The sequence below is a fragment of the Micromonospora sp. NPDC050795 genome (assembly GCF_044456785.1).
Classification (GTDB): domain Bacteria; phylum Actinomycetota; class Actinomycetes; order Mycobacteriales; family Micromonosporaceae; genus Micromonospora.
This window is the reverse complement of record NZ_JBITGE010000003.1, coordinates 257615-275938: the sequence shown is the minus strand read 5'-3', so window position 1 is coordinate 275938 and position 18324 is coordinate 257615. Positions and strand designations below refer to the sequence as shown.

General features: G+C 70.3%; 20 protein-coding genes, 2 tRNA genes and 1 other RNA gene. 13 read left to right on the top strand and 10 right to left on the bottom strand.

Going from position 1 to position 18324, the window contains the following annotated elements:
• Positions 1-24: 24 nt before the first annotated feature.
• A complete protein-coding gene (locus tag ACIBEF_RS04905; RefSeq protein ID WP_196920206.1) occupies positions 25-219 on the top strand; it encodes a hypothetical protein in 195 nt (64 codons plus the stop codon).
• Here ACIBEF_RS04905 and ACIBEF_RS04900 read toward each other — a convergent pair.
• Both ACIBEF_RS04900 and ACIBEF_RS04895 read right to left on the bottom strand, forming a co-directional pair.
• The gene (locus ACIBEF_RS04900) at positions 204-1382 is read right to left on the bottom strand and encodes a glycosyltransferase family 4 protein (protein WP_396791251.1); all 1179 of its coding nucleotides are present in this window, start codon (positions 1380-1382) and stop codon (positions 204-206) included. The two genes, ACIBEF_RS04905 and ACIBEF_RS04900, sit on opposite strands and share 16 nt — an antisense overlap.
• Before the next feature lie 109 nt (positions 1383-1491).
• Entirely contained in the window at positions 1492-2757 is a 1266-nt protein-coding gene (locus tag ACIBEF_RS04895; RefSeq protein WP_396791249.1) for an acyltransferase family protein, read from the bottom strand.
• Positions 2758-2868: 111 nt separating this feature from the next.
• Between ACIBEF_RS04895 and ACIBEF_RS04890 the strand changes: the two genes are divergently transcribed.
• From ACIBEF_RS04890 to ACIBEF_RS04880, 3 genes are all read left to right on the top strand, one after another.
• Positions 2869-4065 (top strand): DUF3068 domain-containing protein, encoded by a 1197-nt coding sequence (locus ACIBEF_RS04890; RefSeq protein WP_396791247.1) that lies wholly within the window; start codon positions 2869-2871, stop codon positions 4063-4065.
• A gap of 398 nt (positions 4066-4463) precedes the next feature.
• A complete protein-coding gene (locus ACIBEF_RS04885; RefSeq protein WP_396791245.1) occupies positions 4464-5087 on the top strand; it encodes a DUF6230 family protein in 624 nt (207 codons plus the stop codon).
• A gap of 90 nt (positions 5088-5177) precedes the next feature.
• The gene (locus ACIBEF_RS04880) at positions 5178-6497 is read left to right on the top strand and encodes a DUF6114 domain-containing protein (RefSeq protein ID WP_396791243.1); all 1320 of its coding nucleotides are present in this window, start codon (positions 5178-5180) and stop codon (positions 6495-6497) included.
• Between the two features lie 107 nt (positions 6498-6604).
• On the opposite strand, the gene ACIBEF_RS04875 is transcribed toward ACIBEF_RS04880, so the two are convergent.
• On the bottom strand, positions 6605-8275 hold the full coding sequence (locus ACIBEF_RS04875) for a DUF885 domain-containing protein (protein WP_396791241.1): 1671 nt from the start codon (positions 8273-8275) through the stop codon (positions 6605-6607).
• A 130-nt stretch (positions 8276-8405) separates the two neighbouring features.
• On the opposite strand from ACIBEF_RS04875, the gene ACIBEF_RS04870 reads away from it, so the two are divergent.
• Positions 8406-9386, top strand: coding sequence for a DMT family transporter (locus tag ACIBEF_RS04870; RefSeq protein WP_396791239.1), 981 nt, complete (start codon positions 8406-8408; stop codon positions 9384-9386).
• A 29-nt stretch (positions 9387-9415) separates the two neighbouring features.
• On the opposite strand, the gene ACIBEF_RS04865 is transcribed toward ACIBEF_RS04870, so the two are convergent.
• Both ACIBEF_RS04865 and ACIBEF_RS04860 read right to left on the bottom strand, forming a co-directional pair.
• Positions 9416-10489, bottom strand: coding sequence for a PHP domain-containing protein (locus ACIBEF_RS04865; protein ID WP_396791237.1), 1074 nt, complete (start codon positions 10487-10489; stop codon positions 9416-9418).
• A 1-nt stretch (position 10490) separates the two neighbouring features.
• The gene (locus tag ACIBEF_RS04860) at positions 10491-11252 is read right to left on the bottom strand and encodes a M23 family metallopeptidase (protein WP_396791235.1); all 762 of its coding nucleotides are present in this window, start codon (positions 11250-11252) and stop codon (positions 10491-10493) included.
• A gap of 64 nt (positions 11253-11316) precedes the next feature.
• Between ACIBEF_RS04860 and ACIBEF_RS04855 the strand changes: the two genes are divergently transcribed.
• From ACIBEF_RS04855 to ACIBEF_RS04840, 4 genes are all read left to right on the top strand, one after another.
• A complete protein-coding gene (locus ACIBEF_RS04855; RefSeq protein WP_396791233.1) occupies positions 11317-11706 on the top strand; it encodes a hypothetical protein in 390 nt (129 codons plus the stop codon).
• A 111-nt stretch (positions 11707-11817) separates the two neighbouring features.
• Positions 11818-11985 (top strand): hypothetical protein, encoded by a 168-nt coding sequence (locus ACIBEF_RS04850; protein ID WP_167362451.1) that lies wholly within the window; start codon positions 11818-11820, stop codon positions 11983-11985.
• A 115-nt stretch (positions 11986-12100) separates the two neighbouring features.
• Positions 12101-12628, top strand: coding sequence for a tRNA adenosine deaminase-associated protein (locus tag ACIBEF_RS04845; RefSeq protein ID WP_396791231.1), 528 nt, complete (start codon positions 12101-12103; stop codon positions 12626-12628).
• Between the two features lie 145 nt (positions 12629-12773).
• Entirely contained in the window at positions 12774-13220 is a 447-nt protein-coding gene (locus ACIBEF_RS04840; RefSeq protein ID WP_208648837.1) for a nucleoside deaminase, read from the top strand.
• Between the two features lie 144 nt (positions 13221-13364).
• On the opposite strand, the gene deoD is transcribed toward ACIBEF_RS04840, so the two are convergent.
• Entirely contained in the window at positions 13365-14072 is a 708-nt protein-coding gene (gene deoD, locus ACIBEF_RS04835) for a purine-nucleoside phosphorylase (RefSeq protein WP_074315244.1), read from the bottom strand.
• A 75-nt stretch (positions 14073-14147) separates the two neighbouring features.
• Between deoD and ACIBEF_RS04830 the strand changes: the two genes are divergently transcribed.
• Positions 14148-14234, top strand: a tRNA-Ser gene (locus tag ACIBEF_RS04830).
• Between the two features lie 56 nt (positions 14235-14290).
• Here ACIBEF_RS04830 and ACIBEF_RS04825 read toward each other — a convergent pair.
• Positions 14291-15040 carry an SDR family oxidoreductase gene (locus tag ACIBEF_RS04825; RefSeq protein ID WP_396791230.1) on the bottom strand — a complete coding sequence of 250 codons (750 nt, stop codon included), beginning with the start codon at positions 15038-15040 and terminating at the stop codon, positions 14291-14293.
• Positions 15041-15206: 166 nt separating this feature from the next.
• Between ACIBEF_RS04825 and ACIBEF_RS04820 the strand changes: the two genes are divergently transcribed.
• Positions 15207-15839 carry a TetR/AcrR family transcriptional regulator gene (locus ACIBEF_RS04820; RefSeq protein WP_396791228.1) on the top strand — a complete coding sequence of 211 codons (633 nt, stop codon included), beginning with the start codon at positions 15207-15209 and terminating at the stop codon, positions 15837-15839.
• A gap of 80 nt (positions 15840-15919) precedes the next feature.
• Here ACIBEF_RS04820 and ACIBEF_RS04815 read toward each other — a convergent pair whose 3' ends face one another.
• Together ACIBEF_RS04815 and ACIBEF_RS04810 are read right to left on the bottom strand one after the other, a co-directional pair.
• Positions 15920-16414 (bottom strand): hypothetical protein, encoded by a 495-nt coding sequence (locus ACIBEF_RS04815; RefSeq protein WP_396791227.1) that lies wholly within the window; start codon positions 16412-16414, stop codon positions 15920-15922.
• A gap of 92 nt (positions 16415-16506) precedes the next feature.
• Positions 16507-17061 carry a hypothetical protein gene (locus ACIBEF_RS04810; protein WP_396791225.1) on the bottom strand — a complete coding sequence of 185 codons (555 nt, stop codon included), beginning with the start codon at positions 17059-17061 and terminating at the stop codon, positions 16507-16509.
• A gap of 157 nt (positions 17062-17218) precedes the next feature.
• On the opposite strand from ACIBEF_RS04810, the gene ACIBEF_RS04805 reads away from it, so the two are divergent.
• The gene (locus ACIBEF_RS04805) at positions 17219-17866 is read left to right on the top strand and encodes a DUF1349 domain-containing protein (RefSeq protein WP_396791223.1); all 648 of its coding nucleotides are present in this window, start codon (positions 17219-17221) and stop codon (positions 17864-17866) included.
• Positions 17867-17985: 119 nt separating this feature from the next.
• Here ACIBEF_RS04805 and ACIBEF_RS04800 read toward each other — a convergent pair.
• Positions 17986-18070 (bottom strand) — tRNA-Ser (locus ACIBEF_RS04800).
• A gap of 82 nt (positions 18071-18152) precedes the next feature.
• Between ACIBEF_RS04800 and ffs the strand changes: the two genes are divergently transcribed.
• An RNA gene (gene ffs / locus ACIBEF_RS04795) (signal recognition particle sRNA small type) lies at positions 18153-18242 on the top strand.
• The last annotated feature ends 82 nt before the right edge of the window (positions 18243-18324 follow it).

The following is an 18324-nucleotide window of genomic DNA, read 5'->3' as shown; positions in this document are numbered from 1 at the left end:
ACGTCTCGCCATTGGAGGATTGGCATGCGTAGAGCTCTGACCCTGGTCGTGTCTGGCCTGGTGGCGGCGTTGCTGGGGATCCTGGCTCTCGGCGGGATCTCGGCCGCCGCGACCGCCACCGACGAGGAGGCCGCCAAGGAGGCCAAGCTCGTCTCGGAGGCGGCCAAGCGGGCCGGTAAGAAGGACCCGTACGCCCCTGCGGTTTACGGCGACAGGTAGGACGGCTCGCCCCGCTGCTGCACTGGGCGGGGCGACTCCACACCCTTGAGGATCGCCTCGAAGCGCCCACCCGCAGCCTGCCAGGTGAAGCTGGCGGCGTGCTCCCGGGCCTGGGCGCCCATCTCCCGCCGCAGCTCGTCCTGGTGCAGAAGCGTGCGCACCTTCATCAGGTAGTCGTCGATGTCGTCGGCCAGCAGGCCGGTACGCCCGTCGACGACCGCTTCGGCGACTCCGCCCGCTCCCCGGAACGCCACCGTCGGGGTGCCCGCCGAACCCGCCTCCACGATCGTGAGCCCCCAGCCCTCCTTGAGGGACGGGGTCAGGGCCACCCAGGCCGAGGCGAGCAGGGCGGCCTTCTCCTCCTCGGTGACGAAGCCCCGGAAGTCCACCCGCTCGGTGATGTCCAGCTCCGCGGCGAGTTCCCGCAGGTGCGACTCCCACCAGCCCTGACCGGCGACGACCAGACGTAGTTGGGGCAGCTCGTCGGCGAGGGCCGCGACGGCCCGCAGCGCCACCTCCACCCGCTTGTGTGGCACCAGCCGGTTGAGCGTCACGAGCAGCGGGAACGTCGCCCGTTCGGCGTCGGTGTGGGGCATAGCCGGGGTGCCGTTGTGCACCACGGAGACCTGCTCCGGCGGTACGCCGAGCACTGCCAACTCTCGGCGGGTCGCCTCGGAGACGGTGACGTACCGGCACCGCCGGTAAAGGCGTACGGCGAGCGACGATTCGATCCACCAGCCGAACCGGGCAGCCCACTGTGGAAGCACCACGGGCCACTGCTCGCGGTGCACGTGGTGGATCAGCTTGACCACCGGGCGTCGTGCCCACAGCGGGGCGAGGAAGGGCAACCCGTTGCAGACGTCGACCAGGATGTCGGGCCGCCCGCCGCGGCGGGCCGCCAGCGGGCCGATGCCCAACGCGCCCCCGACGTAACAGAGTGCCGCCCAGAGGTAGACGCTGTGTCGACCGCCGCGCCGTACCAGCCGTACGCCCGCCTCGTTGACCTCGTCCGCCGGAGCCTGGCTGTGGGCGGCGCAGAAGAGGGTGACGCGGAATCCGCGCGCCACCAGCTCGGCGGCGATCCGTTCGACGTACACCTCGGAACCGCCGCCCTCGGGGTTACGGGTGTCTCGCCAGTTGAGGAACAACACGTGTCCGGGCATGCCGAAGCGACGCTCCACGCGAACCCTACTCTCAAGTAATTTAGCGACCCGCGTCACATTAGGGGCTGGTGTGCCGGCCGGCAATGCCCCGATGGGCCAGCGCTGGGCGCTACCCGCCGACCGTGGGCACCGCAGTGCCAGCCGGGATGGTCGGCGGCGTGGTGGCGGGTGCGGCGACGTCGCTGGCGGGGGTCCCGGGCGTCTGCCCACGCCCCGTGGATCGGCGCCGACCCTGCGATCCGAGCAGTTGCAGGGGCCGCTCGACGCCGTAGTAGCTGACGGTGGCGTACACCAGACCGAAGGCCATGGTGAGGGCGAAGGTGTCGAGTAGCCCACCGGTGAACAGCGGTCGGTCGTCGACCAGGTAGATGAGTTCGATGACCATGGGGTGCCACAGGAACAGTCCGTACGAGACCGCGCCGAGCCACCGGGCGGACGAACTGCCGAAGACCTGCTTGGCCCGGCTCGCCCCGCCGAAGGCCACCGGGATCAGGATCAGCGCCGCGATCACGAGGTAGAGGGCCAGCTTGACGCCGAACTCGGCGGCCGTCGGCTCGGTGAGGTCGCGGGGGCCGGCGACCGGCGTCGTCGCGATCGCCATCAGGCCGACGGCGGCGGCCCAGCAGGTCACCGGCGCCGAGGCCAGGTCGTCCAGGACCCGGAAGGCCGCGGGCGCGGTCCCGGTGCGGAGGGCGACGTGCGCCGTCGCCAGCGCCATCCCGGTGCCGAACCAGGCGGCGTACGAGGGGAACCACATGGTGTGCAGGGAGGTGTCGAGCCAGCCGAGCCCCATCATGGTGAGCCACGCGGCGGTCAGCAACGCACTGCCGCTGACGATCACGATGGTCCGGACCGGACGCCAGGACCGGCCGACGGCGAGCACGGCGATCAACGGCAGGATCAGGTAGAACACGACCTCGGTGGCGAGACTCCAGGTCTGGCTGAGCCCGGCGCGCAACTGCCCGGGTTGGTAGATCTGGGCGAAGGTGAGGTGGCGGATCCAGTCGCCGAGGGACGCCTGCCCGTTCTGCGGCAGGACGATCAGGCAGACCGCGACCGCCAACCAGTAGGCGGGCAGGATGCGCAGGGCTCGCCGCCACAGGTAGCGCTCGGCGCCGGGTCGGGCCCGGCCCGTCGCGGCGTTGAGCGCCCACGGACGGAACAGCAGAAACCCGGACAGTACGAAGAAGATGGCGACGCCGACGTCCAGTCGAGCCAGCCAACCGCCCCAGGCGGTGTTCATGGTGACGGCGGTCTGGAACCCGACGTGGTGACCGACGACCGCCACCGCGCCGATTGCTCGCAGCGCGTCGAGGGCGGGAAGTCGGCCGGTTGCCGAAGGCTCCGAAACTGTTGGCGCGGCGGCTGTGGACATCTGGACATCCAGGGGGTCGCTTTGAAGGTGACCGGGGAGTAACCTCCCGCCATGTTAAGGATCGGGTGCCCCGGACAACAGGTCGTAGGGCGGCAGGTTACAGGAGGATGAGTGAAGCTTCGCGTGGGCGCCGCGCTCTTCGGGCTTGGCGTCTTATTGCTGGTCTTCGCGGCCGGGCTGCCGTTTTACGTGGCCCCAGCCGTGACCAAGCTCCCCTACGATCTTGAGCCAACGACGTCCGTCGCCGAGGCGAAGAACGCCAGGTTCCTGAAGATCACAGCAACCGGTAGCGCGGTGAGCATCGAGGTTCCGCAGGGCGACCTGGTGTCCAACGTGGAGGTCATTCCGCAGCCCGACGACACCAAGGATCGGCTGCCGGCGGACCTCAAGGGCGACGCGGTGATCTGGGACGTCTACCAGACGGTCCGGCGCACCGACAACCAGGACGTGGTCAGCCAGTACAGCACCGAGCTCGCGCTCTACCGGATCTCCGGTGCGGCCGCCTCGTGGAAGGACCAGTGGCTCAACGAGACCGGCGCGGACGGAACTCCGGTCGGCAACGTGAAGTACTCCGGCCAGATCTACAAGTTCCCGTTCGGCACCGCCAAGCGCGACTACCAGGTCTTCGACCGTGACCTGAAGCGGGCCGTCCCGGCCAAGTTCGTCGGCACCGAGAAGGTCAAGGGCATCGAGGCGTACCGCTTCGAGCAGCGGATCGAGAACGAGGTGCTGGCCACCCCGGAGAGCAGCATCCAGACGCTGGTCGGCAAGTTCGCGCCCGGCGCGACCAGCGGCGAGGTGGTCTACAGCAACATCCGCACGCTCTGGGTCGACCCGGTCACCGGCTCCTACGTGAACGTGCGGGAGCAGCAGCACAAGGAGCTGCGCCCCAACACCGGCACCCCCACCGTGCTGTTGGACGCGGACTTCAACTACACCGACGACACCGTCAGCCGCAGTGTCGAGACGGTCAAGGACAACCGCTTCAAGATCGGCCTGATCAGTTTCTGGGGCCCGATCGTCGCTGCTGTCCTCGGTCTGATCGCTGTCGTCTTCGGTGTGTGGCTGGTGACCCGCCCCGAGGGTGGGACGGCCCGGCACCGCGCCGAGCCGGCGGTGGACGACCCGACGCCGACCCGGGTGGACCAGGAGCCGGTACGCGACACGGACACCGTCGAGCAGCCCAGGCCGCAGCCGGTGGGCGGGCCACTGACCGACGAGATCCCGCCGGCGTCGACCAACTGGAAGTCGGAGGACCCGACTGTGCCGACCCAGCGTCCGGCCCCGGGCGAGGTGGAGCAGCGCTGACGCGCGTACGACTGGACGTACGACCGAGGGGTGGACCGCGATCGCGGCCCACCCCTCGGTCATGTGGCAACCCGTACGACCTGCGTACTTTACATTTGTTATTCGATTGTAATTTGTCAATGTAGGGTCACGGTGCGCTTGTCCAGCCACCGCTATTCGCCCTTCTTGTGGCTATTGAGGAGGGTTGCGAGGGCGAGTTCACTCACATTCGGTGATGCTCCATCTCCGCCTGGTCGCCCGACTGTTACCGCTCGGTAATCAGGGGGTTGTGACCTGCGCCGCTACGGGTGCACCATCAAGCCCGATGGTTACCAGCCGGTAACAGGCGGCGGGCCCCAGTCCGGGCCGCCCGCTCTCGCAGACCGGCCACTCGCGCGCATCGACCCGAGGAGGAACCCGTGCAGGATCGGTCAGACAGTCAGGGTCGTACCCGATGGTGGCGTTTCGCCGCCATGATGGTGCCCGCCACGGCGGCTGCCGGCGCCATCCTCTTCGGAATGTCGACGGGCGCGATCGCGTCCGACATCACCGTCTCCGGGCAGACATTCAAGATCGGTGCCGACCGCCTGGAGGGCGACGGCTTCAAGCAGTACGGCGGCATCGTCCGCGAGAAGGGCAAGGACGGCAAAGCCGGTCAGGTCCACCCGATCGCGCTCTCCGAGATCAGCAGCGCCGAGTTGTACAGCCTCTGCCAGTCGGTCCGCGCCGACCTGCCGGGACTGCCGGTGGTGCTCACCATCAACGCCGGCGAGGGCAAGGAACCCGCCCGCGCCAAGGACCTGCTGATCGCGATGGACTCGCTGAACGGCAACGCGACCTTCACCAACATCAGGATCGGTCGGGACGCCACCGACCTGAACCCGACGGCGCAGGCCGGCTCGTTCGGCCAGAACTCCGACCACGTCACCATCACCAACCTGCAACAGGTGTCCCGCTACACCACGGCGGCCACGTTCAACCTGGTCGGCCTCCGACTCAAGGTCAACGTGGGCGACGACGCCAAGGGCAAGGAGTGCTTCTGAGCTGAGCCCGGGCCCGCGGTGCTCACCACCGCGGGCCGGGCCCATGCCCCAACCCGCTCGGTCCCGTCCCCGCTCGGGCAGGAGGAGTACGTGACAACCGCGAACCCGTCCCACGCCCGGCCCGGTGGTCCGGCTCAGGCGTGGCGGCTCTTCCGCCGCTGGCAACGCAGCCGGCCGTTCTGGGGCGGACTGCTCATCGCCCTGGCCGGGCTGGAGATGTTCGCCTCCACCCGGATGACCCTCAACGGTCTCAGCTTCCACAGCGGTGCGACAGGTCTGCTCTCGCTGCTGATCCCGATCATCCTGGTGACCTGCGGGCTGCTGCTCTGGTTCACCCCGGCGCAGCGGCTGTTCTACTCGGTCGTCGCGGCGGTCACCGCGGTCTACTCGCTGATCGGGCTCAACCTGGGCGGCTTCTTCGTCGGCCTGCTGCTCGGCATCGTCGGCAGCGCGCTCGCCTTCGCCTGGACCCCGATCAACCCCACACCACCCACCCCGCCGCCGGCCGAGACCGAGCAGAGCGGCGATGACCAGGACGGCGCTGATCCGCGGGCCTTCGCCATCGCTCTCGTCGTCCTCGGCCTGGCAGCCGTCGGCCTGGCCAGCCAGCCCCGAGCGGTACAGGCCGCGCCGAACCGACCTGCCTCGACCGGCTGTCCCACCCCGCCCCGGGCCGTCACCCCGTCGCCCACCCGCGGCGCGACCACGCCGACGCCCACCCCGAGCCCGGCGCGGGACGGCAACGTGATCACCGACATCCTGGACGGGATCGGCGATCTGCTCGGCATCGGGGGCCACGAGGACCCCGCGCCCACGGTGCGTCCCACCGCCACGCCGACCAGCACGGCGACGCCCCGCCCCAGCCCCACCGACTGTCCGTCGCAGCCCTCGGGCAAGCCGGCCCCCGGCAGACCCGGAACGGCACCAGGCAAGCCGGGAACGGTGCAGCCGGGCAGACTCCTGCCGCGGATCGCCGCCGATCCGGCCCTGCCGACGGTGGCCCAGACGCCGTCTAAGCTCACCGGCTCGTCGGTGCGGATGACCGGGCTGCGGTTCGACGGAGTGACGGACCTGCACACCGCGAAGGGCGACCTCAAGGTGCTGAAGTTCAGCATGCGGGAGGCGGTGACCACCGACTTCCTGCTGCGGGCCGACGGCCCCGCCGGGCGCAACCAGCGGTACGCGACCAACCAGTTGACAGTGCGGGGAGACGTGGCCTTCTACGCGACCCGGTTCGTCGGCCGACTGCTCGGCATCAAGATCACGCTGACTCCGGATCTGCCGCTACCGGACGGCCTTCCGATCACCTCGCCCATCCCGATCACGTTCACCGACCCCAGCATCGACCTGGCGTACGTCACCAGCGACACGCTGACCGCCCGTCCGGCGTTGGCACTCACCCTCGGCTGAGCCCCTCGGGGGTGAAGCGTTCGATCGGGCGAGCAGTCCCGGCTCGGGGCGTGACCGCGCGCGGCGACGGACTCGTCGTACCGTCGGCGCGCGCGGCCACCGCCCGGTCAGAGCCGGGCCAGCGCCCGGCGCAGCGGGTCGAGACCCAGGGCGCCCAGGTCCAACGCCTGCCGGTGGAACTCCCGCAGGTCGAAATCGGCGCCCTTGCGGGCCTTGGCGTCCTCGCGGGCCTGGAGCCAGATCCGCTCACCCACCTTGTACGACGGCGCCTGCCCCGGCCAACCCAGGTAGCGGTTCAGCTCGAAGCGCAGGTTCTCGTCCGGAACCCGGCAGTGCGCCCGCATGAACTCCCAGCCCAGCTCGGGCGTCCACCGCTCGCCCGGGTGGAAACCGAACGGATTGTCCTTCGGGATCTCCAGCTCCAGGTGCATGCCGATGTCCACGATGACCCGGGCCGCGCGCATCGCCTGGCCGTCGAGCATGCCCAGCTTGTCGCCCGGATCCTCCAGGTAGCCCAGCTCGTCCATCAGCCGCTCCGAGTAGAGCGCCCAGCCCTCACCGTGCCCGGAGACCCAGCAGAGCAGCCGCTGCCAACGGTTGAGCAGGTCGGCCCGGACGGCGGTCTGCGCCACCTGGAGATGGTGACCCGGCACGCCCTCGTGGTAGACCGTTGTCACCTCTCGCCAGGTGGAGAAGTCGGTGATGCCCTGCGGCACCGCCCACCACATCCGACCCGGGCGGGAGAAGTCCTCGCTCGGGCCGGTGTAGTAGATGGCACCGTCGCTGGTCGGGGCGAGGCAGCACTCGATGCGGCGGACCTGCTCGGGGATGTCGAAGTGGGTGCCGTGCAGCTCGGTGATCGCCTTGTCGGCCAGCGCCTGCATCCAGTCCCGGAATGCCTCCTTGCCCTGGATGGTCCGGGCCGGGTCGGCGTCCAACTTGGTGACAGCCTCGTCGACGGTGGCACCGGAGCCGGCGATGCGCCCCGCCACGACCCGCATCTCCGCCTCCAGGCGGGCCAGCTCGGCGAAGCCCCAGGCGTACGTCTCGTCCAGGTCGACCTTGGCGCCGAGGAAGTACTGCGAGGCGAGCTCGTAGCGCTCCCGACCGGCAGCCTGCTTGTCCCGCCCGTGCGGGGCCATCTCGGTACGCAGGAACTGGCCGAACTCGGCGGTCGCCGCGGTCGCCGCCGCCGCACCCCGGCGCAGTTCCGCCCCGAGCGTGCCCTCCGCCCCGAGCCGCTCGACCAGCCCGTGGAAGAAGTTGTCACCGGTCGGGTCGACCCAGATGTCGCACTGCTTGGCCACCTCGACCAACTGCACCTTCGAGCTGACCTCACCGGCGGCGAGCGCCTCCCGCAGCGTGGTCTTGTAGCCCTCCAGCGCGGCACCGAAGCCGTTGAGCCGGGCGGCGATGTTGGCCTTCTCGTCGCTGGTCGCGGTGGGCATCAGGTCGAACACCATGCGGATCTCGTGCAGCCCGCTGGTGATCACGCTGACCTCGCTCGTCACCTCACCGGCGTCGTACCTGGCGAGGTCCAGGCCGAGCCGCTCCTGCATGGCCTCCTTGGCGGTCCGTTCCGATTCGTTCTCCGGTTCGGTCACCTCCAGCTCGGCCAGGGTCCGGCGGGTGAGGTCCGCGCGCGCACCGTAGCCGTCGGGCGAGAGGTCGTCGAGCTGGTCGTCATGGCCGGCGATGCCGACGAAGGTCGCGCCGGTGGGGCTCAAGGGCGCCCACTCGGCCACGTAGCGGTTGGCGAGTTCATCAATTCGTCCCACGCTGCGACCCTACGTGACCACCCCACCCCCGTGTCGCCGACGTTTGTCGTGTTGGAGCTGCGGGTTCAGGCACGGCATGACTGCCGAAAGGCGCGCGACTTTGTCGTTCGGTTACGGCAGAGTGTCAGGGGTGACCACCGATACCACTCCTGACAAAGCGCCGGTGCGCGCCTGGCTGCCCGGCTTTGTCGCCCTCGCCACGATCTGGGGTTCCAGCTTTCTCTTCATCAAGGTCGGGGTGGCCGAGCTGCACCCGGTCCAACTCACCCTCTACCGGGTCGTCGCCGGCGCGTTGACCCTGCTGGTGGTCCTCGCCATGCTGCGCGACCGGCTGCCCCACGAGCCCAGGGTCTGGGCGCACCTGACCGTCGTCGCCGCCTTCGGCGTGGCCGTGCCGTTCACCCTCTTCGGCTACGGCGAGCAGCGGGTCGAGTCGATGCTGGCCGGCATCTGGAACGCCACCACGCCGTTGATCGTGCTGCCGCTGGCGGTGCTGGTCTTCCGCACCGAGCGGCTCACGGTGCGCCGCGCGGTCGGGCTCGGGTTGGGCTTCGTCGGGGTGCTGGTGGTGCTCGGTGTCTGGGAGGGCATCGGCGGGGCGCACTTCACCGGGCAGCTCATGTGCTTCGGTGCGGCGGCCTGCTACGGGGTGGCCATCCCGTACCAGAAGCGGTTCGTCGCCGACAGCGCGTACTCAGGGCTGTCGCTCTCCACCGCGCAACTGCTCCTCGCGGCCGCGCAGCTGGCCATCGTCGCTCCCTTCGTCGCCGGCCTGCCACCGCTACCCACCGAGCTGTCGGCGGGGGTGGTGGCAAGTGTGCTGACCCTCGGCGCGCTCGGCACCGGGCTCGCGTTCGTGATCAACATGCGCAACATCCGGGTGGCCGGCGCGAGCACCGCGTCCACTGTCACGTACCTGGTTCCGATCTTCGCGGTGCTGATCGGTGCGCTGGCGCTCGACGAACGACTCAACTGGCACCAGCCGGTCGGCGCGCTGATCGTGCTGCTCGGGGTCGCGGTCTCGCAGGGGATGTTCAGTCGTCGCCGGAGCAGCCCGGTCGTCGGCGTCGGCGCTCCCGCCACACCCGCCGCCGAGCCCGCCCGCAGCTGACAGACCACAGTTTCGATCAGCGCCGGAGGTCAGGTGCGGGTGTGCGTCCAGGCCACCAGTTGCTCCGCCGACCAGGTGTTGATCACCCGGTCGGCGGGGACGCCGCAGAGGGCGGCGCGTTCACAGCCGAACCGTTGCCAGTCGAGCTGGCCGGGCGCGTGCGCGTCGGTGTTGATGGCGAACCGGCAGCCGGCCTCCAGGGCGCGGCGGATCAGGCGCTTCGGCGGGTCCTGCCGCTCCGGCCGGGAGTTGATCTCGACGGCGGTGTCGTGTTCGGCGCAGGCGGCGAAGACGGCGTCCGCGTCGAAGTCGCTCTCCGCCCTGGTCCGCGCGCGGTGCCCCCGATCGCCCGGACCGGTCACCCCGGCCGGGCGGGACGACACCATCCGGCCGGTGACGTGCCCGAGGATGTCCAGGTGCGGATTGGCGACCGCCTTCAGCATGCGCCGGGTCATCTTCGACCGCTCGTCCTTCAGGCCGCTGTGCACCGACCCGACCACCACGTCGAGCCGCGCCAACAGGTCGTCGTCCTGGTCCAGGGAACCGTCGGCGAGGATGTCCACCTCGATCCCGGTGAGGATCCGGAAACCCTCGGGCAGCGCCGCGTTCACCTGCGCCACATGGTCGAGCTGCCGGCGCAGCCGCTCCGCGGTCAGCCCCCGGGCCACCGTCAGCCGGGGCGAGTGGTCGGTCAGCACCAGGTACTCGTGGCCCAACTCCACCGCGGCCAACGCCATCTCCTCGATGGGCGAGCCGCCGTCGGACCAGTCCGAGTGGGTGTGACAGTCGCCGCGCAGGGCGGCGCGGAGCGCCGTGGCCTCGGCGTCCAGGTCGCTGCCCTCGGTCGCCACCAGACGGCGGAGGTAGACCGGTTCCTCACCGGCGAGGGACTCCGCCACGCAACGGGCCGTGACGTCACCAACCCCGGCCAGTTCGGTGAGCGTGCCGTTGCCGGCCCGTTCGGTCAGCTCGACCGCAGGCATGCCGGCCAGCGCCTTCGCCGCCGACCGGAACGCGCGTACCCGGTAGGTGGCCTCGTTCGCCCGTTCCAACAGGAAGGCGATCCGGCGCAGGTCGGCGATGGGATCTCTCGCGCGAGCCATGTCAGGGCGCCTTCGGGCAACCGCGCTTGCGTTGCCACGCGGTGACCTCGGTGGCCGGCTCCCGGTTGCCGCCGCGCCGCCAGGAGTCCAGGTAACGCGCCGGCCAGATCACCCCGCGCCGGATCCACCAGCCGTCCTTGCCCGCGCACGACGGCGAGATGCCGAAGTGCACATGACACACGTTGTTCGCGTTGCCCGTACGGCCCACCTTGCCGAGCTGCTGCCCGGCGCGGACCCGCACCCCGGCGTCGATTCCGCCGGTCACGACGCTCAGATGCGAGCCGTAGTAGCGCACCCCGTCGTCCCCGAGCAGGGCGACCGACAGGCCGCCGTTGTCCGGGCCCTGCGGCCCACGCTTGCGGTACCGGTCCACTCGGCTCACCTCCAGCACCGTCCCGTCGGTCACCGCCACGAACGGCTCGCCGCAGTCGGCGAAGAGGTCCGTCGCCGGGTACGCCCCGTGCGTCGGGTGGTAGTCGACGTTGTCGGCGCGTACCGGAAAGACATGCTTCAGCCCGGTGCGGGGTGCCGCCGCCGACGGCCTGGCCGACGACGGCGCCGGGGAGCCCGGGTCGGTCGCCGCCGGCGTGGGCGGCTGCGACGCCGGCTGGTCGGCGGTCGCCCAGACCGACGGTGGCGTCGGCGCCGCGCCGTCGGGCACCCCCGGCCGGGTGGTCGCGCAGCCGGCGGCCAGCACCGGGGCGAGCAACAGCAGGATCGGGTACGCCGGACGAGCGCGGCGGCTGATCGTCGGCGAGGACATCCGGTCATCCTGGCAGAGCCGGTACCGTGGGCACGAGCGGCACGCGTGAGGGAGGGCAGCGACGGTGACCATTGCCCGACCCGAACCTGGCCCGGATTTCGGCGCCGCCCGCCCGGTTCCGCGTGCCCCGTCGGGTCTCTTCCCCTCCGGGCCACCGCCACGGCCCACCTACCGCGAGCCGCACCCGGTCACCGGCGGTGGTGTCGCCGCCGGAGGCGGCGCGGCGGCCGGTTGGCTGCTGCTGTTCGGCCTGCTCGGCACCGACGTGGCCAGCTACGCGTGGTGGACGGTGTTCGCCGGTCTGCTGGCCTGGGCCACCGCCCTGGTGCTGGTCCGTTTCGGCGACCGAGGGGTGGCCACCGGGGTCGCCATCGTCACGGCGGGTGGTTGGAGCATCGCCGCCGCCGTGGTGGCGGTCCGCTGGGCCACCAGTGGTGACTGGCCGCTGTGGTGACCGGCGCGGACGGGTCTCGAAACGGTGCTCGGTGACTGCACCGTGTGCCCGGTTGGCTGCGTAGCGAACGCCGTCTTGACGTGGCCGCCGAGACTCGGCACGCTCGCAACTATGGCCTGGACCACTCCCCGGCAGGATCCCGATCGCAATCGCCGTCGACTGCAGTTGCTGGCCGAGTTGGCGGGCGCCCGGGCGGTCCGCCAGCGCAGCCGACCGCAGCGGCAGCGCACCGAGCGTCTGCGCCAGCTCATCGCCACCCGCCGTCGAGTCGTCGGCTGATTCGACTTTGTCAGAATGACCCGCCCTTCGGGGCGTTGACGGGTCGCCCGCCGACCCGACCGGCTAACGTGCACGCGTAACGAGTCGACGCTGTGTCGAGGCTATTGGGGGGACCGTGTCGTACTTCGCTGCGGCCGTGGTGCGCGACGACAGTGGCTGGACCGCCGCCGAGGTCAGCCTGCGTGGCGCCACCGACATCGACGAGGTTGCCGACCGGCTGCGTGACGTCGACCAGGAGGCCGACGTGTCGCTGCTCTTCGTCGAGGCCGACGACGCGTACCTGGTGATCCTGCGCCTCGACGAGGGCGAGGACCTGCGGGTCTTCGGTTCGGACTCCGCGTACGCGGAGGAGTCGCAGCTCGGGTCGCTGCTGGTCGGTGACCTGAAGACCTCGGTCACGGGGCTCGACGGCGACGACGAGCCACGCCCGGTGAGCACCGGCGACGAGGAGACCGAGCAGCCCGTCGTCGACCCGGAGGCCGATCCGGTCGGCGACGCCGACCTGCTGGCCAACCTGGGCATCTCCGCGCAGAAGTTGCTGACCCTCTGCACCCACGAGGGGATGATGCCGGCGGACGTCACCGTCGAGATCTGCCAGGTGCTCGGCTGCGCCGACGAGGTCGAGGAGCTGCGTGAGGTCTGAGCCGGCCGACGCCACCGATCCGTCGCTGGAATCGATCCGACCGGGCCAGCCGACCCCCGGCGTGGTGCGCCGCGCCGGGCCCGGCGCGCACGAGGGCCTTGCCGACCTGGGCGAGGTTGGCCGACGACAGCGGCACGAGCTGTGGATGCGCCGTGCCCTGGAGGTGGCCGTCGCCGGTCCACCCGTCGATGACACGGTCAGCACCGACGTCGACGACGTGCCGGTGGGGGCGGTGCTCTACGGGCCGGACGGCACCGAATTGGCCACCGGACGCAACGAGCGCGAGCTGACCGGTGACCCCACCGCCCACGCCGAGGTGCTGGCCCTGCGCCGGGGCGCCGAGCGCACCGGTCGGTGGCGGCTGGACGGCTGCACCCTGGTGGTCACCCTCGAACCGTGCACCATGTGCGCCGGGGCGCTGGTGCTGGCCCGGGTCTCCACAGTCGTGTTCGGTGCCTGGGAGCCCAAGACCGGTGCGGCCGGATCGCTCTGGGACGTGCTGCGGGACCGTCGGCTCAACCACCGCCCCGAGGTCTACGGCGGGGTGCTGGAGGCCGAGACCGCGACCGTCCTGCGCGCGTTCTTCCGCTGAGCGGCGCTGGCGGCCGTCTGAAGGCGCTGGCCGCCGTCTGACGTTCTGCGCCCCGGCGGTCTGATGCGAAAGAGCGTGATGACTGTGAATCATCTTGATGCCTCACAGTCATCACGCTCTTCGCGGCATTGCCGCCCGAACAGGTCAGGCGATGATCGTGTCGAGGGCGATCTCGACCATCTGGCTGAAGGTCTGCTCGCGCTCCTCCGAGGTGGTCTTCTCACCGGTCTTGATGTGGTCGCTGACGGTCAACACGGTCAGCGCGCGGGCCTTGAACCGGGCGGCGATCGTGTAGAGCGCCGCCGACTCCATCTCCACCGCCAGCACGCCGTAGTCGGCGAGGGTGTCGTACAGGTCCGGCCGGTCGGTGTAGAAGGCGTCCGCCGCCAGGATCGGCCCCACGTGCATGGTGATGCCGCGCCGCTCGGCCACCTCGACCGACGTACGCAGCAGCCCGAAGTCGGCCACCGGGGCGTAGTCGATCAGCCCGTCGAAGCGCATCCGGTTCATGTTCGAGTCGGTGGACGACCCGATCGCGGCCACCACGTCCCGCAGTTGCAGGTCGGTGCTGAGGGCACCACAGGAGCCGACGCGGATCAGCGTCTTCACGCCGTACTCGTTGATCAGCTCGTGGGCGTAGATGGAGGCTGACGGCATGCCCATGCCGGAGCCCTGGACGGAAACCTCGACGCCGTTCCAGCGGCCGGTGAAACCCAGCATGCCCCGAACCGTCGAGTAGCAGGTGGCGCCCTCGAGGTAGGTCTCCGCGATCCACTTGGCCCGCAGGGGGTCACCCGGCATCAGGACCCGCTCGGCGATCTCGCCCGGCTTCGCGCCGATGTGCGTACTCATGGCAAAGATCCTGCCAGGCCGGCCCGGGCGATACCGGTTCGGCGTCGGAACCGGCGGTCCTGTACCCTCGTCGGCGGTGGCGTGTCCGAGCGGCCTAAGGAGCACGCCTCGAAAGCGTGTGAGGGTTAACGCCCTCCGAGGGTTCAAATCCCTCCGCCACCGCTCCGTAGTGCAGAAACGCCCGGTCGATCCGCGAGGATCGACCGGGCGTTTTCGCGTCAGAGCTGCTGCTCGCCGCCGTCGACGAACAACTCGCCGCCGGTCATGAAGCTGCTCTGGTCGGAGGCGAGGAAGAGCGCGGCGTTGGCGATCTCGTCCGGGTGTGCCATGCGCTGCATGGGCACGGTCGAGGTGATGGTCTTCAGCAGCCCGGGGGCCTCGGCGGGGCTGGGTGCGAGGCCGGCGAGCCCGGGGGTCTCGGTGGAGCCGGGCACCAGGGTGTTGACCCGGATCTTCCGGCCGATCAGCTCGGCGGCCCAGGTGCGGCCGAAGGAGCGGATGGCCGCCTTGGACGCCGCGTAGACGCTGAACGCCGGGGTGCCGTTGCTCGCCGCTGTCGAGCCGGTGAGCACGATCGACGCGCCCTGGTTGAGCAGGGGCAGGGCCTTCTGCACGGTGAAGATGGTGCCGTAGATGTTGGTGTCGAAGGTGGTGGCGACGTGCTCGACCGTGATCGAGTCGAGCGACCGGAACTCGCCGCCGCCGGCGTTGGCGAACACCACGTCCAGCCCAGCCCCCCGTTCCTCGATCGCCCGCATCACCCGGTCCAGGTCGTCGAGCTTGCTGACATCGCTGGCGATGCCGGTGACGTTCGCGCCGATGCTGGCGACGGCCTCGTCCACCGGGCCCTTGCGGCGGCCGGTGAGGAAGACGTACGCGCCTTCGGCGGCGAATCGGCGGGCGGCGGCCAGGCCGATGCCCGTGGTGCCCCCGGTGACGAGGGCGGTCTTGCCGTCGAGCTGTCCCACGATGGATCTCCTCTGTCGGGGTGTGGTGGTGCGGCCGGCCGGGCCTCCTGTGGTTCTGTACCGAGCGGTACGTATCCGACCGTAGCAACCGTCGACCGGGTCCGCAAATTTCTGTACCGATCGGTTTTATTGGCCGGTAGGATGTGCCGAGGAGGGGTGATGGGCTGTGCCGCAACGAGGGCGACCACGGGGTTTCGACGCCGACGAGGCGCTGGAGCGCGCGGTTGAGGTGTTCTGGCGTCAGGGATACGAGGGCGCCTCGGTGAACGACCTCGCCGCGGCCATGGGGATCAACAAACCCAGCCTGTACGCCGCCTACGGCGGCAAGGAGGAGCTGTTCCGCAAGGCCGTGGCCCGCTACGCCGAAAGGGACATGGGGTACGCGCGGGACGCCTTCGCCCAACCGACCGCGTACGGGGTGGTCGCCACCCTGCTGCGCGAGAGTGCGATCGCCGTGACCCGGACCGACCGACCGGCCGGTTGCCTGTCGATCCAGGGGGGCACCAGTTGCTCCACCGAGAACGCGCCGATCGCCGAATTCCTCGCCGCCAGCCGCCTGGGCGGTGAAGGCGCCCTCGCTGACCGGCTCGCCCGCGCCGTCGCCGACGGTGACCTACCCGCGCAGGCCGATCCGGTCGCGCTCGCCCGCTTCGTCATGATCGTCACCGAGGGGCAGGCGGTGCATGCCTCCGCCGGGGTCAGCAGGGAGGACCTGCGACAGGCCGCGGAGATCGCGCTCGCCGGTTTCGCCGCCGCGTCGGGGGCGCGCCCACCGGAGCAGGCCACCGAACCGGTCTGAGCGGGCCGCCGAACGACGACTGATCCCTTGGGCCGGGGCGATCCATCGTGGAGCGAAGCGGCTCGACAGGTCGGCCCGGTTCAGCACGGGCCGGCCCCCTCGTTGAAGAGGCGGCGGGCCCAGTCCGCGTACCCGGCTATGGTTTTTCGGACCGTGCGCCCGTCGTGCAGGAACAGGTACGCGCGGTCGCCGCTGCGGGCGAGCAACCCGTCGAGGCGGTGTGTCCCCTGTGGAGCCCGCAGTCGGCTGACCTCCGGGTAGCGGTCCCAGACGTCGTCGACGGGCGAGCCCGCCGTTATGCCCTCCGGTGTCCGCATCGGGTCACCGACCCAGAGCAGCACGAGTTTGTCCTCCACGAAGACCGGGCTGACCGTGTCGTGGCCAGCGAGCATCGGCCCGCAGGCGTCCAGGCTGGTACGCAGGATGCCGCGTCGGGTCAGCTCGTCCTCGGTGGCACCGAACTCGATGTTGCTGAGGCCGTTCAGGTCGATGATCTCCACGTTGCCGGCGGGCCGGCCGTTCGGAATCGACCTGGTAGGCGGTACGCCGCTGCCCGCGATCGAGGCAGCCGTCAACAGCGCGGCGATAAACGCAAATTGTCGCAATTTCATGGAATCCCCCAGTCCCCAACGGAACGGGAGCGTTCAGGTTGCTGCCGAACGCCGGATTACTGGTTTTCCCACTGTTCGACCAGCTCGTCCCAGTAGTCGGCGCTGAGTCGACGCCGCCCGTGCGCCAGCCAACCCTCGGTGCTCCGCTCCAGGTGCAACCCCAGTTCGGCGAACCTGTCGATCCAGGTGCCGGGCTCCACGCCGAGCTGACTCAGCGCGCCGTTGATCGGCCACTGCTCGCGCGGCACGCTCAACTCGTCGTCGAAGCACGGGCCCCAGGACAGCGCCCCGCCCAACCACACCGCTGCCGACTGGTAGCCGACCCCACCACCGAACTCCGCCTCCAGATAGGCCACCGGCCCCGACTGTGACCAGCGGGTCAGCACCTCGACCAGCGCCGTCGACAACACCAGGCCGAACGGACGCGCGGCGCTCCGGTCGTCAGTGGCGAAATCCGGCAACGACCCGGTCAGCTCGATCACCAACTGCGGGGTGACCGGCAGCAACGCGAAGTCCTGGCGCAGCCCGCCGAGGACCGCGTGATCCAGCTCGGCGGTCTGCTCGCGGAGCAGCTCAACGTCCGCGACCACCGCGCTGAGCTGGTAAGCCATGGAACCTCCGGTCGTCCACAGCCTGTGGATAGAACATGTGTACGACGGGCTCCCCGTCGTCGGTGCCTGGGACGGTACCGGCCGGAGGGTGGACGTGCCGGGCCCCGCTCGATCAGTGGGCATCGGCCAGCAGGGCGACCGTTGTACGGTCCTGGCCATGGTCAGTCAACTGAGCGTCCCCGGTGTGCCGTTCCCGCTCGTGCCCTCGTCGGCCGAGCTGTGGCGGGTCGACGAGGCGGCCGGCACCGTGGCGGTCGAGGCGCAGCCGCTCACGGACATCTTCATCGACCCCAGCACCGGTGCCGCCGACGCGGCCGAGACCACCACGGTCAGCGCCGAGTCGACGCTCAACGCCGCGACGCTGCTCGGCGACCTGCCGACGGGAGACTTCCAGTTCAGCGCCCGGGTCAGCGTGGACTTCGCCGCCACCTTCGATGCCGGTGTGCTGCTGCTGTGGCGCGACGAGCGACGCTGGGCCAAGCTGTGCTTCGAGTTCTCCCCGGCCGGCGACCCGATGATCGTGTCGGTCATCTGCCGAGGCGTCGCCGACGACGCGAACGCCTTCGTCGTACCCGACCGGTCGGTGTGGCTGCGGGTCTCCCGGGTTGACGGGGTCTACGCGTACCACGCCTCGGTCGACGGTGAGACCTGGCAGCTGATCCGCGTCTTCCTCCTCGACCCCGACGCGTCTCGCGACCGGATCGGCTTCGCGGGCCAGTCCCCGACCGGTGAGGGATGCAGCGTGACCTTCGACGAGATCACGTTCCGGGCAGAGCGTCTGGGGGATCTCCGCGACGGCTCCTGACCTGTTCGCCGCGGTGGGGCGTGTGACCGGGCGCAGATCAGGGGCGTCGGGTGAGCTGACTGACGATTCAGGGCCGGTCCCGTGAGGGCCGGCCCTGTCGTTCGTGCTGCTCAGGCGAGCGGAGGATACGAGATTCGAACTCGTGAGGGTGTAAACCCAACACGCTTTCCAAGCGTGCGCCCTAGGCCTCTAGGCGAATCCTCCGCGAGCCAGGATACAGGTCCGTGTCGGCCGGGCCACCCCACCACCCCCTGAAGATCGACAGGCGGTCGGGTAGGCTGGGCGTCACCTCCCGTGCGGCGGTATCTCGTGAACCTCCCCAGGGCCGGAAGGCAGCAAGGATAAGCGAGCTCTGCCGGGTGCACGGGAGGCCTTTTTGTCTGTGGGCCGGTTGATCCACTCGGCATCCCTGATGTCGCGGTGTCCCGGCCATGCGGACACCGCGGTTTCCAGGAAGC